Annotated in this window: 11 protein-coding genes; 2 read left to right on the forward strand and 9 right to left on the reverse strand. The window is 49.9% G+C overall.

The genetic code is table 11. The features are described from left to right. Positions 1 to 135: 135 nt before the first annotated feature. A complete protein-coding gene (gene catA, locus AN963_RS14135) occupies positions 136 to 795 on the forward strand; it encodes a type A chloramphenicol O-acetyltransferase (protein ID WP_055745206.1) in 660 nt (219 codons plus the stop codon). Between the two features lie 79 nt (positions 796 to 874). On the opposite strand, the gene yunB is transcribed toward catA, so the two are convergent. From yunB to AN963_RS14155, 4 genes are all read right to left on the reverse strand, one after another. Beyond that, on the reverse strand, positions 875 to 1,600 hold the full coding sequence (gene yunB, locus AN963_RS14140; RefSeq protein WP_055746305.1) for a sporulation protein YunB: 726 nt from the start codon (positions 1,598 to 1,600) through the stop codon (positions 875 to 877). Between the two features lie 57 nt (positions 1,601 to 1,657). Beyond that, entirely contained in the window at positions 1,658 to 2,836 is a 1,179-nt protein-coding gene (locus tag AN963_RS14145) for an MFS transporter (RefSeq protein ID WP_236708034.1), read from the reverse strand. A 1,181-nt stretch (positions 2,837 to 4,017) separates the two neighbouring features. Next, on the reverse strand, positions 4,018 to 5,934 hold the full coding sequence (locus AN963_RS14150) for a copper amine oxidase N-terminal domain-containing protein (RefSeq protein WP_055745207.1): 1,917 nt from the start codon (positions 5,932 to 5,934) through the stop codon (positions 4,018 to 4,020). Between the two features lie 27 nt (positions 5,935 to 5,961). Beyond that, on the reverse strand, positions 5,962 to 6,996 hold the full coding sequence (locus AN963_RS14155) for a S1C family serine protease (protein WP_055745208.1): 1,035 nt from the start codon (positions 6,994 to 6,996) through the stop codon (positions 5,962 to 5,964). A gap of 184 nt (positions 6,997 to 7,180) precedes the next feature. On the opposite strand from AN963_RS14155, the gene AN963_RS14160 reads away from it, so the two are divergent. Further along, positions 7,181 to 7,663: a cysteine dioxygenase gene (locus tag AN963_RS14160; protein ID WP_055745209.1), complete on the forward strand. Its 483-nt coding sequence runs from the start codon at positions 7,181 to 7,183 to the stop codon at positions 7,661 to 7,663. Between the two features lie 118 nt (positions 7,664 to 7,781). On the opposite strand, the gene AN963_RS14165 is transcribed toward AN963_RS14160, so the two are convergent. The 5 genes from AN963_RS14165 to AN963_RS14185 form a co-directional block, all read right to left on the reverse strand. Beyond that, positions 7,782 to 8,006, reverse strand: coding sequence for a sulfurtransferase TusA family protein (locus AN963_RS14165; RefSeq protein WP_055745210.1), 225 nt, complete (start codon positions 8,004 to 8,006; stop codon positions 7,782 to 7,784). 12 nt (positions 8,007 to 8,018) lie between these two features. Next, positions 8,019 to 9,080, reverse strand: a complete 1,062-nt coding sequence (locus tag AN963_RS14170; protein WP_055746307.1) for a YeeE/YedE family protein — start codon at positions 9,078 to 9,080, stop codon at positions 8,019 to 8,021. Between the two features lie 215 nt (positions 9,081 to 9,295). Then, positions 9,296 to 10,612, reverse strand: coding sequence for a globin-coupled sensor protein (locus AN963_RS14175; RefSeq protein ID WP_055745211.1), 1,317 nt, complete (start codon positions 10,610 to 10,612; stop codon positions 9,296 to 9,298). Positions 10,613 to 10,827: 215 nt separating this feature from the next. Continuing rightward, positions 10,828 to 11,616 (reverse strand): hypothetical protein, encoded by a 789-nt coding sequence (locus tag AN963_RS14180; RefSeq protein WP_055745212.1) that lies wholly within the window; start codon positions 11,614 to 11,616, stop codon positions 10,828 to 10,830. A 262-nt stretch (positions 11,617 to 11,878) separates the two neighbouring features. Next, positions 11,879 to 13,921 (reverse strand): molybdopterin-containing oxidoreductase family protein, encoded by a 2,043-nt coding sequence (locus AN963_RS14185; protein WP_055745213.1) that lies wholly within the window; start codon positions 13,919 to 13,921, stop codon positions 11,879 to 11,881. Positions 13,922 to 13,950: the final 29 nt, after the last annotated feature.

A 13,950-nucleotide genomic window follows, 5' to 3' on the forward strand; every position in this document is an offset into this window, starting at 1 on the left:
TGCGATATACTTTACTCATGAGTATCGCGATGCGATGCTCAAAATCTCACGAGGAACGTGATGAGGAAATGGTTAAAGCAGTGGATCCAACCTCCTAAAACGAAAAAGCCATTTCATTTTAGGAGGTTACCAAACATGATTTTCCACCCTATTGACCTGGAATCTTGGAGCAGAAAGCCTTATTTTGAGCATTATCTGCACAAAGTCAGATGCACCTACAGCATGACGGCAAACATAGACATGACCTTGCTGCTCCCTGAGCTGAAAAGCAAGGGGATCAAGCTATATCCGGCTGTGATTCATATGCTCACGACAGTCGTCAACCGCCACATCGAGTTCCGTATGAGCTATGATCCAGATGGAAACGTCGGGTATTGGGAAAGCATGTCTCCCAGCTATACCATTTTCCATGACGATGACAAGACGTTCAGCAGCATCTGGACTGATTACCACAAAGATGTTCGTGAGTTCCACCATCACTATCTGGCGGATCTGGAAGTGTACGGTGGCATCAAGCAATTTACTCCCAAGTCCAATGAGCCGCCAAACACGTTTCCCATCTCGTGCTTGCCGTGGGTGAGCTTCACCGGCTTTAACCTGAACATCTATAACGAAGCAACCTACCTCTTGCCTATCTTTACGATCGGAAAATACTTCAGCCAGGCAGACAGCATCTTGCTGCCGTTAGCGGTGCAGATGCATCACGCCGTGTGTGACGGGTATCATGCCAGCATGCTTTTTCAAGAGCTGCAAATGTTGGCTGATGATTTCGCCACATGGCTCCCAGCCAGGTAAATATGCAGGAATAAACAACGCAGCGACAGCTCCGGACATGACTCTTCATGCACCGGGCTGTCGCTGCGTGTTTGTTTGACTATGGTTTGTCTGGATCTGGGACATCTTGACTTTGTGGCGTCTGCGCCCTCGGGACATCAGGCTTTCCTTCGGGGTTGTTGTACAGATACTGCGGCACATCGCCGACAATCAGCGAGTGTGTGATCGGTATTTTCGTGGTGACCGTCTGCTCGTCAGTCGCAAACGGAATGACGATACGCAGGTCGACCTCGACGTAAATGTAGACGGTCGCCAGCACCATGTTGATGCCCGCTTCCTTCAGTTCGGTCTCCAGCTTGGTCTTGACCGATCCGATGGGCAAAAACGTCACAGGCAAGTCCGGCCCCATGTTTGCTAAAAAGCTGTTACCCGTCGCCAAGCCGAGCGGTATCGTACGGTCTACCTTTTCTGCCTCAAACTCCTGGAGCTTGTTCTGGATGCGGGAAGTGGTTTCTCCAACAATCCGCGCGTACTCCTTGAAGTTAAACTGATACGCCTGAATCTGCCCCTGATTGTCTTTTTCAATCTGCACGATTTGATTAAAGTCGACGCCTTGCTGGGAAATCCGCTTGGTTACTGCATCCGTGATCGCTTCCTTGGCCAACTGCTCCGTCTTTTGCGAAGCCAGGATCAAAAGCGTGGGCTCGAGCCGTTTTTCTAGGAAAACAAGCGTCTGTATCGAAAGCACCAAAAAAATGACCAATGCGATAAAAAACGCCTTTGTTCGGGAAAGCGGGTTCTTCCAACGCCGACGGGGTCGAAACATCGCCACGCCCGTCACCTCCCAATTGGTACATCCTATGGTCTGAGACGGGAAAAAAGACTAACGTTTCCGCAGATAAAACCAGCCCAAACCTAGCAATCCGAGCGAGAAAACCAGTTGCGCCATCGCTACCATTCCATACAGACCCAGCCAGGCAGTAAGAGACGGAGCCATGACAAATCCGACAAAAAATCCGGTGCGGCTAAGCAAGCTCTGTACGCCCATGACCCTGCCACGTATTTGGTTATCTGCCTGCTGAAGCAAGGTGCTCTCGTACACTTGCGCCGCTCCCGCAAATAGCCCAGCGCCCGCAAGCAACAACAAGACGCGCGCCATTTCACCCCCCGCAAAAGCAGCCGTGACAACCAGTGCGAGCAGCATCGAGGCGGCAAACATCCCCTCTACCTTTCTTGCGCTCCAGCGTGTAGCCAAGAAGGAACCCACCATTGCTCCTAGACTCATCGTCGACCACATCACCCCATGCAAGGCAGCGTCTTTCGAAGAGAGCTGTTCGGCTAGAAATGGCAGACCGTAGTTATGGGCTGACGTGCTGAGGGACTCAAACAAAGCTAGCAGGCTAATCACCAAAAGAATCGGTTGCTTCGCCAAATAGGGGATTGTTGCTCGCAGACTTCTCTCTTCCGAAACTCTCACAGGAGCGTCCGTCAGAGCATCGGCTGACTCCGCACATTTCTCGTCACTTTCCCAACGCATTCGCGTCAGTACAGCAGCAGACAAGAGAAAAGTCGCTGCGTCGCAGGCAATTACGACTAAATACCCGGCGTGGTCCGTCAAAAATCCTCCGAGCGCAAATCCGACAATGCCGACCAGAGACTCCAATCTGACCGTCCATCCGTTGATTCTGAGTAGATCCTCACGCCCAAACATCTGAGGCAAGGATGATTGAAAGCTGATATGAAACAGGCTGTACAGCATGCCTTTGACAAAGGCTGCCGCTACCACTACCAAAGGGTGTGGGAATAACACGATGGACAAGACAGCCAGACCCGCTCCCACATCGCTCGCGATCATCACCCTTCTCCTGTCCATCCGATCCGCCAATACCCCCGCTATCGGACTGAACAAGATACCCCCGACCTGACGCGCTACAAAAAAGGCCGTCAGCCAAAACGCGCTGTGCTCAAATGTAAAAATCAGTGCGCTGCATGCGATTAAATCCATTCGCGATCCTAAAGAGGACAGCGCATTTACATACAAATACGTCTTCATCTGAATCATCACTCATCCAAACCTCCTGATCATAACAGGCGGTTCAGATCTCACGCCCCCGTCTAGCGGGTGCGTACACTGATTATGGCCGTTGACATGCACATGCCTCCTCGTTTTCCTACATTCCGAAATGACCTGGCTCGTTGCAAAGCGAACGGGGGCGCTTCCCCAAATCGTCCTGCACGGCGCTCGGCACCGTACACTCATCTTATCAGCGAACGCGTACGTACTGAAAGTAAGTAATACTCGAAAATGCATTCGCGTCCTTATTCCCATTAGGTCAGACTGTAGTGGAGGAGAGGAAAAAGGGGAAAACGCTCCAGCTTCATAGGAACACCTACTGGGGGTCATCCCTGTCCGGCTTCATGGAAAAAACGAAACCGCGTCCAAAGTAGCCATCTCAGGGAGCTTTTCGGAGGTGGACGCTTAAAACCGTGTTTCGTTTTTTTCCATTGCGCCTTGGTTGGTGTTCCAAAGATCTTCCGCTTATTTCCCCTTTTTCCTCGCCCAGCTTTGGATCTTCCACGTGCCTTTTCTCGGGAGCTTTCCACGATGTTAAATTGAGGGAAACCCTTCGCGGGACAATGCCTATGAAGAAGAACGAAAGCTTGGTTCTCCTTATTCAATCGCTCTCTTGACATGTCGAACAGACATAATTGACGACTTCGTTCTTCTCATGATTCACCCATGTCCTTCGAAGCGCAACGATTGGGAAATTAAGCTTTTGATCCTTTGAACTTCTTATACCAGGCAGCTAGATCCACTACAGCTCGCAGGAGAAGCAGGTTTCCAGGCGGAGCGACTCCGGAACCCTACTTAGCGGAACAACGAATTCACGGGATCCAGAAGCGGTACCTCTGTATTCTCTACGGAGCGGCTACTACTTTACCGCTTCCCGGTGAAACGTTGTGCAGCGGACAGTCTGTACTCCTTTACTGGGTGAAACCGGGCCCCGCCGAACGCGAGCGATAGCTTGTGTTCGGTGGGTAAAGACCGGAGCGAAGATCGGAAACCTGCTTCTCCCCACCACCATAGCACGTAAACGAGGCATGTTCACAGGGGAGCGACCGCGCTTTGGCGGAATGTTGTTCTTGCTGAATCAGGTAGATAGGCTTAGAAGTTTTATACTTTCTGATTCAGCAAAAAAAGCGCGGAAGCAATTATGTCCCGCGCCTTTATGCCATCCTATTCTACTTTGCCTCGGGAAATTGAATAGAGTCGACGATTTTTTGCAAACGCTGCTCCAGCGACTTGGTTTTGACCCATTCTGAAATCTTGAAGGCGACCATATAAGCGTTTTTTCCTTTTTCCAGCAGGTAAATATTTTTCTCGAAACGGATTCCCTCGTCTTTTCCCACGAAGACCATCTTGTAACCCTGGGCACCGGAAAGAGTAACTGCCTTGCTTTCCTTTTCCTTATATCCATAGGTTTCGGTATTTTCCTTGATGGATTGCTCCACTTCCTTGCGAGCATCACTTATCTTTCCTGGCATGGCAAGCACTGTTGCATACCCGCCTGCAAATTCGTACATCCGCATGGCGGCATCGCTTCGCAATTCCTTCCAATGCTCCGGAATGTTGATGGAAAATTGATAGTCAGGAAACCTGAGCGTGGCCATCTGATCCTTGTCGATCAGATCGTCATCCGTAATTTCACCCATCACCGGATTCATCGCACTTTGGTTGATGGTAAGCGACTGTTTGATCGTCTGGATCAACTCTGCTATCTTCTCTGCGCTCGCCTCCGGGTTATAGGCGATTTCTACGTATACTTTGTAGTCCCCTTTGAAGAAAAAGAAGTCTTGCTCCGGGAACCAGCCTGTGCCATCCGAGCTGCTGAATTTCTGCTCCTTGGCGGGAACCCCTGCAATCATGGAGCTCGTCACCGTAGAATCAACCTTCAAATAGTTTTCATTCACGGAGTCCCGATACATCTGTTCATGCCTTTTCACCCAATCGTCCAGCGTCAGACCATCTTCCTTTGAGGTAATTTTGATCTTCAGCCACTGCCTGCCACCCTCGCTGGAGAATTGTGTAAACGACTGATTATACGTATTCTGCCAGTCAGCCGGGACCTTTACCTTCAAGCCAAAATCCTCTTGGGTATACCAGCGATAGTTCCCTTCCACTGTGGAAAGGTCCTTTACCGTAGTATCCCCTTTTGGAAAAGACAAGGAAAAGCTGTCCAGTAAATCCTTGTAGCTGCTGTACTTGGCAGGATTGCGGAAGTCGGCCTCGTCATTGATCACCAATGTGACGTAGTAAATTCGCGTCCCGCTCTGGTAGGCCCTCTCTTCATTCATCGCACCGTCGTCGCCTTTGGAAACCAGCCGAGCGAATGGTTGCTTGGCATCATTGACAAATCCTTTGGACAGCACGGTATATTCCGAAGAGTCCACTAATCGGGTCAGCAAGCCCGTTCCCGACAGATTCTCTGGCTGCCCGTCGACGATATAAATGTCCAATTGGTACGTGTCCTTGGCATCTCGAAAGCTGACGTAGTCGCCTTGAAAGCTTTGAAAGTCCTTGACCAGCCCCGTCGGATATTTCATTTTCCATCCGTAATAGCTGTCCCCAATCATGGTCTTTCCGAGATCACTGTCTAAAGACACGTTTGTCGAGGCGGTTTCTCCCTGCTTCGCACCCAAAATGCTGACGTCCTTTGTTTTCACATCGATGATGACCTGCAGACCCATCGCTTGAGTCAGTAGCGTGAGTGGCACCATTGTCTTTCCGTTTTTCAGCTCGGGCGAAGCGGCCAGCGTGACCTCTTTGCCGTTGATCCATGCTTGTTTGCTGCCTGCCTTTAATTTGATGACCTTGCCATTGTACGTAAGCTCGATCATCTGATTTTGACTGTCGTATTGCAAGCCCGCTCCGAAGGCCGCAGTCAGGAGACTGAGTGGAACCATCGTTGTATCCTGAGATAAATAGGGTTGCTCGATCTCCATATCTTGGCCGTTTATTTTGGCCTGGGCCGCATTCAATTTGAGTTTGACTTCCACACGCTCGGCAGGCTGCTCTGCTGCCCACACTGACTGATTCGTCCATAGCGCTGCCGACAACACAGCTGTCACGCAAAGCACTTGCCATTTCTTTTGAACCATCCGATTCTTCCCCCATCCATTTGCTCTCTACGGTTGTTTTCCAAACGTTACTTTGCGTGTAATCAGATCTCCACCAGACTGAACCACGATTTCCACGGTTTGTCCTGGCAAATAGCGCTTTAACAGCTCATTAAACTCCACGAGGGTCGTAAAGGACGACTGATTCACGGAATAAATGACATCTCCAGACTGAAAGCCTGCCTTCTCAGCAGGGGAGCCTGGTTCTACACGAATGATGCGCAACGGCTCCTTGGTAGGCAGTCCGACGACAGCAGCCCAGCTCTCCTCCAGTTCAGCACCCCAATACGGCCTGTTTACTTTTCCATACGTAAAAAAGTGACTCATGACATATTGAGCAGTATCTGCCGGGATCGCAAAGCTCAAATTATCAATCCCGATCGAGACAAACTTCAACGAATTGATTCCAACTACCTCGCCCCTGAGGTTGACCAGTGGTCCCCCGCTATTCCCCGGGTTGATCGACGCATCCGTCTGAATCAAGCGATAGGTAGAGCTGACCGAACGATTCACGCCACTGATGATTCCCGCTGAAGCCGAATTTCGCAAGGATACGGAGATCGGCGTTCCAATCGCTACTACAGTCTCGCCGACTTTAATCGAATAGTTCGTAGCAAACTTGGCAGGCACAAGACCCGTTGCCGCGATTTTTACCAACGCAAGGTCACTTTCCTCATCCATGTTGGTGACTGTCCCTGCGTACTGCTTGCCGTCCACCGTAATGACGGTCAGGTTGTCCATTTCTTTGACTACGTGGGCATTTGTCAAGATCCAGCCATCAGCCTTGACTACGATGCCTGTTCCGTGTGCCAGATTAAATCGATTGTCCCTGTTAGCCCCTCTGACCTCTGGCTTCCCGACAATCGCAACGACGCTAGCCGAAACACGTGCGATGACTCCGGGAATATCCATCACCGCAGCCGCTGGTGGCTTGATTGCAGGTTGGGCAGGGGCTGTTCCTGCTGCGTATGTCCAGGGTGCCGCTGCATTCATGACAAGCAGCATGAGCAGGCTGTTTGCGAGCAGGTTTGCTTTTTTCTTCATCTCAAAATCCTCCATCGTTCCATTTGCTAGAAAACGTATAAGGTCTGATACTCATACCAAAAAGGCCGCTCTTCAACTAGAGCCCCCGAAAAAACGCTATCGTCCCGGTGCAGACGTCCTCACCGTTCCTCCCTGCTTTTCATATCTTGATCTTGAACAAGATTACTGCTTTGGGAGGTTGTCCATGATTCAAGCATTATTGGAAAAAGCTTTTCGCACCCTGACTTGTCCCACTCCTGCTGACCTCAGACAGGCTTTGGAGTCTCTGCCGCTAAGCATGGAAACGGTCGCTCCAATCATCCCCGAGCCAGCCGGCCTTCCATATGGGCGACGGGTCTTGCTCGTCACGGAGCATATCGAAATCGTTCTTATTCAACTGCCTCCTGCTCAGGAGTCAGTTCCCCATAATCATGGTGATTCTTTCGGTTGGGAATGGATCCTTTCCGGTGATCTCACCAACGTTATCTATTCACTGGCAGAAGACGGACAAGAGGTGCGCCCGGAGAAATCGATTACGGTCCGTTCAGGAGAATTCTGTTATGTATCACCCGGAGAAATCCACGCGATTCGCAATCAAGGAGAAATCCCCGTCGTCTCCATCAATGCCTATACGCCACCACTGAACCATTGCCAACAATTTGAAGCGCAAGATTATTCTATATTTTAACATATGTACCTATTTTTCCTTCCATGACAATAGAAAACTCCCCTCTGACTGGGACCGAGACCATCGGAAGCGATGAACTCTCATTGGTTTCCCAGTTGAGGGGAGTTTGTCTTGTTCGCTATTTCTTTTTCACCGTGATCGTCCAGGAAGCATCGTCGAGTTGCTCGTAATTCGTGATGGAATGACCTGATTCCGCAGCCCAGCGAGGAATGCTCTCAGTCGCCTGCGTGCAATCAAAATCAATCACCAGCTCATCGCCGCTGCTCAATGTCTCGATCTTTTCCTTGGCCTCGATCAAAGGGAAGGGACATACCATACCAAGTACAGCCAGTTTGTGTTGCATCTATCTTTCCTCCTAAGCAGTTGTGATGCTCGTGCTTTGTTGTTTTTTCGCCTGTACACGAGGACGTACATACACAAAATACGAAGCCGTCCATGTGCCTAAAATGATGAAGAGCAACGAAGTCCAGCCCTGCCACGTCATCATCGCTGTCATGACCAGACCATTACCGATCGAGCATCCGCCAGCCAAGCTAGCACCGAATCCCATCAAAATCCCACCCGAAAAGCTGGAAATGGTCGTCTTCGCGTCAGGAGCGCGGAAACGGAATTCACGGCTCGCCTTTGCAGCAATAAAGGATCCGATCAGGATGCCCAGGACGAGGAAGACTCCCCAATTTACATACTTCTCGCTATTGCCTGTGATGAGATACTGCAAAACGTTTGCAGATGGCGTCGTAATTCCCAGACCAGACATACGCCCAGTCGCTTCACTCAATGGCCAAGCCAGCATGGCAATCAAGCCTACGAGAATTGCCGTTACGAAAGGATGCCAGCGTTTTTCAAACAACAGATGGGACAACCCACTGCGTTTTGCTCGCAATGCAGGAATCGCTACCTTTGGTTTGCGCAGATGCTTGACGACCAAATAAATCGTGACCGCTGCCAAAATCAGAATGAACGGCCATACCGAAATGCCAAAGGTCGCCGGGATGGAGTTGGTTGGCAATGTATACACTTTGAAGGCATCATTCAATGGTACCAATACACCACTCTTCATGACGGCACTCATCAGCATGTAAGCAAACAAGGCAATCCAGCTACCAATTAAGCCTTCACCTGCACGATACCAGGTACCCGTCGCGCAACCACCAGACAAGACAATTCCGATCCCGAAAATAAAGGACCCGATGATGGTACCCAGCCAAGCAAACGCGCCAGCTTTAAACTCAATCAATCCCAACTGAATAAGTGCGAATACACCAATACTTTGAATAGCGATGGCAATTAACAGCGCATAAAACATCCGATAATCTTTTGTTAAAAACATATCCCGGAAGCCGCCCGTCAGACAAAAGCGACCTCGTTGCATGACGAAACCGAGCAACGCACCGCACAATAACCCCGTGAAAATCATTTGTCCTAACATTTCTGTCCTCCACCCTTATAATTCCGAGTAAACTTATGAAGATTAATGTTTTTCATTTTAGCACAATAATGGGTGGAGTCAATCATTAATTCCGACAGCTCGACCAGACATTACGAATCGCTATGTGTGTGAACAACAAACAAAGCACATCCTCGGTAAAGATGGGATGTGCTTTGCAATAGAGACTACTATTCCTATTAGCCTTACAGGTTTTCTGTTATTTCCGATAGCTCATCTGCCGAGCTGGCTACCTGCGCTACCGCCTGGTTCATGTCTTCCATGACTCTAAAGAAATTTTCAAATTCCTTTTGAATGTACGTACTCTGTTCTTTACCTTCCATCACGGCACTCATGATACCCTCAAAGAACGCATTTGTCTCGTTGGTCATCGACGTGCTGGACAGTACGAGAGTCTGGATTTCTCCGACGACCGTCGACAGTACGGATGTCTGCTGATTCGTCTTCTCGATCAATTCTCTCACGCCAAAGACCGACTTCTTCGTCTGTTCGGCCAGCTTGCGCACTTCATCCGCAACCACAGCGAAGCCACGCCCCTGTTCCCCCGCGCGAGCAGCCTCAATCGCCGCGTTGAGCGCCAATAGGTTGGTTTGTTCCGCGATTGCTGTCACGACATTGACGATGCCGCGGATTTTTTCCGAGTTTTCTTCGAGAGTGTTCATTTCCTCTGCAATTTGCTTGGCACTACCCTGGATCAATTGCATCTGTTCCTGCTGCTTCTCCAGCTTTTCCTTTCCTTCCTGGGAAAGCTGGTGAGCCTTGTTGGAGAACGTTGTGCCATTTTCAGCAAAGCGCAAGACTTCGCGGGATTGTTCGGTCAATTGCTCGACGGAAGCACTGTTTTCCTCAGATACGGCCGCCAGCTCATGAGCCGAGTTTGCCAAGAGCACCCGCAGCTTTTCTTTTTTATCCTGCTCAAGTCTGCGCACTCGTTCGTGCTCATTCTCGTACTCTTCCAAAACAATCTGCTGTTCGATGCTGAGAATCTTGGTCACAGCCTGTATCGCATAGACGTATTCCTGCTTGTCCGCGATGTTTTCATGTAAGAGCTGCATGATGGACACCTGCAGATTTTGAAACGCACACATGTACCATTTCGGCTCTAGTCCGATGCGCATATGCATGATCGCAATACGACTGCGCTGCTCGTAATATTCGCTGTCGATCTTTCCGCTAAACATCTCTTGGATGTGTCTGGTCAGCGTTTGTTTGAGTCGCTCAATGCTGCTGTATTTTTCAATGATGGACATGAGCAACTGTTCGTTTTCTATATTTTCATAAAAAAAGCCCACTATTTTATCAATATTTTGAATGATCAATGGCTGAAGTGCTTTTGCGACAGCCAGATCTTGCTCTGTCAAATGAATCAGCGACATTTGCTTCGCCAGTTGAGACCCTGAATCGATATGCACTTCTCCCTTTTCCTTATTATCTCGAAAGAATGATTCTTTTTTCGCTTTTCCTTTCAAACCAAACAGGCTGGAAATCGGGCATGTGCTCATTGGATGGACTCCTTTTTCTGTATGGGTACTCGACTTATTCTCTTTGTACTATACTATAGATTTTTCCATATGGGTATATCGTTTGGATTATATCTATATACCCATTATGGTAGGAGTACAAACCAGAAAACCTCTCTTTATCACAGTGAAAAAGGACTCTCCGGTTTACTAGCAACTGGAGCAGTCCTTTCTGCCTCTTCTATCGTGTTATGGGCCTATCTTTCTGCCTTTTTCACCCGGGCGCTCTGCAGCTTCCAGCCATTGTTCTCCCACTTCCACAAGGATTCTACGTAAGCGATCGTATCGGCATTGGCTACTCCGCTCACTCGTTGCTCGCCCTTCAGCTTGCAGATTCCGTCTCTTCCTTCGATAGGCGCAAGCACACTAAACGTATTGGGCATCACTTCTGTCGGCTGCACCAGCTTGCCATTCTTGTAGACCCCATTTTCCTCGTAAATATCTTTGCGATCACTCAGATCGAGAACTGTCGTTTGATTCGTCTCTTTGATAGTCAGTGATACCTTGTAGCCGTCCTGATAGGAGCCTGTGATGGTCAACGGCTGTGGAACAGGCAGTACGGCAGGATTGTTGTCCTTGTCACTGAACAAATAATAGTCAGATGTGCCTGCACTCCCACCTGTTTGAGCCTGCACAAGGATCTGATTGGTTTTGTTCCCGATAAAGTCGCAAAAAGTCATCTCTGGCTGATAGCCACCGTAGGTCGTTTGAAAAAAGGACACCTTTTTGGCTACGGGATCCTGCACCATCAGCTTCAGCTGCTCATAGTACGGGCTGTCCGAGGCAAATCGCTTGCCCAGCAGTGTAATCAGATCGGGCCGCCCATCTCCTGTCACATCCTGTCTCGCTACTTTCAGCTCCTCATAGACGGCAGGGGCAGGAGCAATCTGACTTGCCTCTGGCGTAGGAACCGCGAGTCCTGTTCCACTCATTCCGAAGCCCCAGATCATGCTCCCCACAATGCCGATCCATTTGCTTGCCCACATTCAACACTCCACCTTTCATTTCTTACTGGTAATCCTAGTATGTAATTAGAAAAACGTAGCTAATCGCAAGTAATAGCGAAAGCCTTCGTACCCAAAGGGCACAAGTCTCGCTTTCTCACTTTCGTTCGAAGTCTCGCTATGTATTTCTTATACTTTCATCCTTTATCACGTCGGCAAAATTTACATTTCCGAAAGAAAAAAATGCTCCGCCAAGCCGCATGGCCGAGCGAAGCTTTTTAGCTGAGAATGGTTGAGCTATTTCCTAAACGAGCTTCTCCACGTTGACACGGCCGGAGAAGAACGTCGCTCCGCCTCCCATATCTGCGATGCGGTCAGGAGTGAGTGCATTGATATGATGCTTGGACCCTGGTGTATCCGCCCATAGACCTTGGCTCACCACTACACCTGCCAAAACAGTCTCTCCGACAGACGCCGTCAGCTCGCACTCCCCTCGATCGTTCCAGACACGGACCCTATCCCCATCACCAATGCCTGCCGACTCAGCGTCCGCCGTGTTCATAAACAGGCGCGGGAACTTTTCCAGCTTCACGTGCTTGGCGTTGTTTGAAAAGGTCGAGTTGAGGAAATTGTGATTCGGCCCTGGCACGTACAGGTAGGGATAGCTGCTCTCGACGACGAGTGGCGTATAGGTCGGCAATGGTGGATACCCCTGCGACTCCAGTTGTTTCGAGTACAGCTCGATTTTTCCGCTCGGTGTGGGCAGGTTCTCGAAAAATCGTGGGGTAACGGCAGCTTTCCTGAAATTTTTCTCCACCAGATCCTCATAGGTGATGGCACTCAAATATGGATTGGCTGGGTAGTCCAAGGCTTGGCGAATCAATTCTTCCTCGGATTCGTCAAACATCTCATCCTCGTAGCCCATTCCTTTTGCCAGTAGACGGAAGACATCCACATTGGATTTACTTTCGCCGTATGGAGCGATTACTGGTTTTTGCAGCTGCATGTAATGGTGCCAGTAAGATGTGTAGAAATCGGTATTTTCAATTGCAGAGGTCGCAGGCAACACGATGTCGGCATAGGCCGCTGTTTCCGTCAAAAACAGATCGTGTACGACGGTAAATAAATCTTCCCGCTCCAGCCCTTTTTTGACTTTGTTCCCTTCCGGTGCGACCAGCGCAGGATTGCAGCCGTATACAAACATCGATCGGATCGGTTGTTCGAGCTCCAGAAGCGCACTGCCGATCACATTCATGTTGATTCGCCGCGTTTGTTTGTTGACCAATACATCCGGGCGTTGCAACGTCTGTTTATTGTGTTCGAGAAAGCCTTTATTTCCTTTCATGGCTCCACCGCCCTGAACGAGCCACTGCCCTGTCAGCGCCGGCAAACAAGCAATCGTCCGCACGCACATACCGCCATTGTCATGATGCTGCAAACCATTCCCGATGCGAACCAATGAAGGGGATGTCTGGCCATACAAGCGTGCCAATCGGTAAATATCGTCCACCGGAACACCGGTAATCACGGAGACCGTAGTCGGATCGTACTGCCGGACGTGCTCACGCAGCTCCTCATGACCCACCGTATACTGCTCCATAAAGGCCGTATCTACCATGTTTTCCGCAAAGAGGATGTGCATGAGGCCCAGAGCCAATGCGGTATCGGTACCTGGCAATACAGGGATGAACCAGTCTGCCCAACGTCCCGTCTGATTTTTGTGAACATCGATGACAACTATTTGCGCTCCGTTCTTGCGCGCTTTTTCTGCCAGCATGACCTGGTGCATGTTTGTGCTCACTGCATTGATGCCCCACATGATGAACAGCTTGGTATGCACCGTTTCTTCCGGATCCGTTCCGTAATTGGCGCCCATCGTATAATTGTATCCGACGCCACCTGCTGCGTTGCAAATCGCTCGATCCAGTCGACTGGCTCCGAGGCGATGGAAAAATCTCATGTCCATGGTTTCCGCATTCAGCCTGCCCATGTTTCCGTAAAAGCTGTACGGCAAAATGCTTTCAGGCCCGGATTCAGAAATGAGCTGCTTCCAATGGGAGGTGATGGTCCGGATCGCTTCCTCCCAACTGATTGGCTCAAACTTCCCTTCTCCTTTTGCACCGACACGCTTGAGCGGATGTGTGAGCCGCTTCGAGTCGTAGATCCGCTCCGCCATGTTGCGCACTTTGTTGCAAATGCTTCCCTGCGTCACCGGATGATCCGGGTCGCCCTCCACTTTGACGATCTTCCCGTCTTTTTTATGGACAAGCAGCCCGCACTGATCTGGACAATCCAAGGAGCATACCGATGGAAATACCCCGTTTTGTTGATCTACGTATGATTGCATGGTTCGACTCCTCTCCCATCTCCATGTTA

This window comes from Brevibacillus choshinensis (assembly GCF_001420695.1).
Lineage (GTDB): Bacteria > Bacillota > Bacilli > Brevibacillales > Brevibacillaceae > Brevibacillus > Brevibacillus choshinensis.

Bases quoted from the DNA above. Each gene is read 5' to 3' on its own strand.
- catA (WP_055745206.1), top strand. From the start codon at position 136: ATGATTTTCCACCCTATTGACCTGGAATCTTGGAGCAGAAAGCCTTAT.
- yunB (WP_055746305.1), bottom strand. From the start codon at position 1,600: ATGTTTCGACCCCGTCGGCGTTGGAAGAACCCGCTTTCCCGAACAAAG.
- AN963_RS14145 (WP_236708034.1), bottom strand. From the start codon at position 2,836: ATGATTCAGATGAAGACGTATTTGTATGTAAATGCGCTGTCCTCTTTA.
- AN963_RS14150 (WP_055745207.1), bottom strand. From the start codon at position 5,934: ATGGTTCAAAAGAAATGGCAAGTGCTTTGCGTGACAGCTGTGTTGTCG.
- AN963_RS14155 (WP_055745208.1), bottom strand. From the start codon at position 6,996: ATGAAGAAAAAAGCAAACCTGCTCGCAAACAGCCTGCTCATGCTGCTT.
- AN963_RS14160 (WP_055745209.1), top strand. From the start codon at position 7,181: ATGATTCAAGCATTATTGGAAAAAGCTTTTCGCACCCTGACTTGTCCC.
- AN963_RS14165 (WP_055745210.1), bottom strand. From the start codon at position 8,006: ATGCAACACAAACTGGCTGTACTTGGTATGGTATGTCCCTTCCCTTTG.
- AN963_RS14170 (WP_055746307.1), bottom strand. From the start codon at position 9,080: ATGATTTTCACGGGGTTATTGTGCGGTGCGTTGCTCGGTTTCGTCATG.
- AN963_RS14175 (WP_055745211.1), bottom strand. From the start codon at position 10,612: ATGAGCACATGCCCGATTTCCAGCCTGTTTGGTTTGAAAGGAAAAGCG.
- AN963_RS14180 (WP_055745212.1), bottom strand. From the start codon at position 11,616: ATGTGGGCAAGCAAATGGATCGGCATTGTGGGGAGCATGATCTGGGGC.
- AN963_RS14185 (WP_055745213.1), bottom strand. From the start codon at position 13,921: ATGCAATCATACGTAGATCAACAAAACGGGGTATTTCCATCGGTATGC.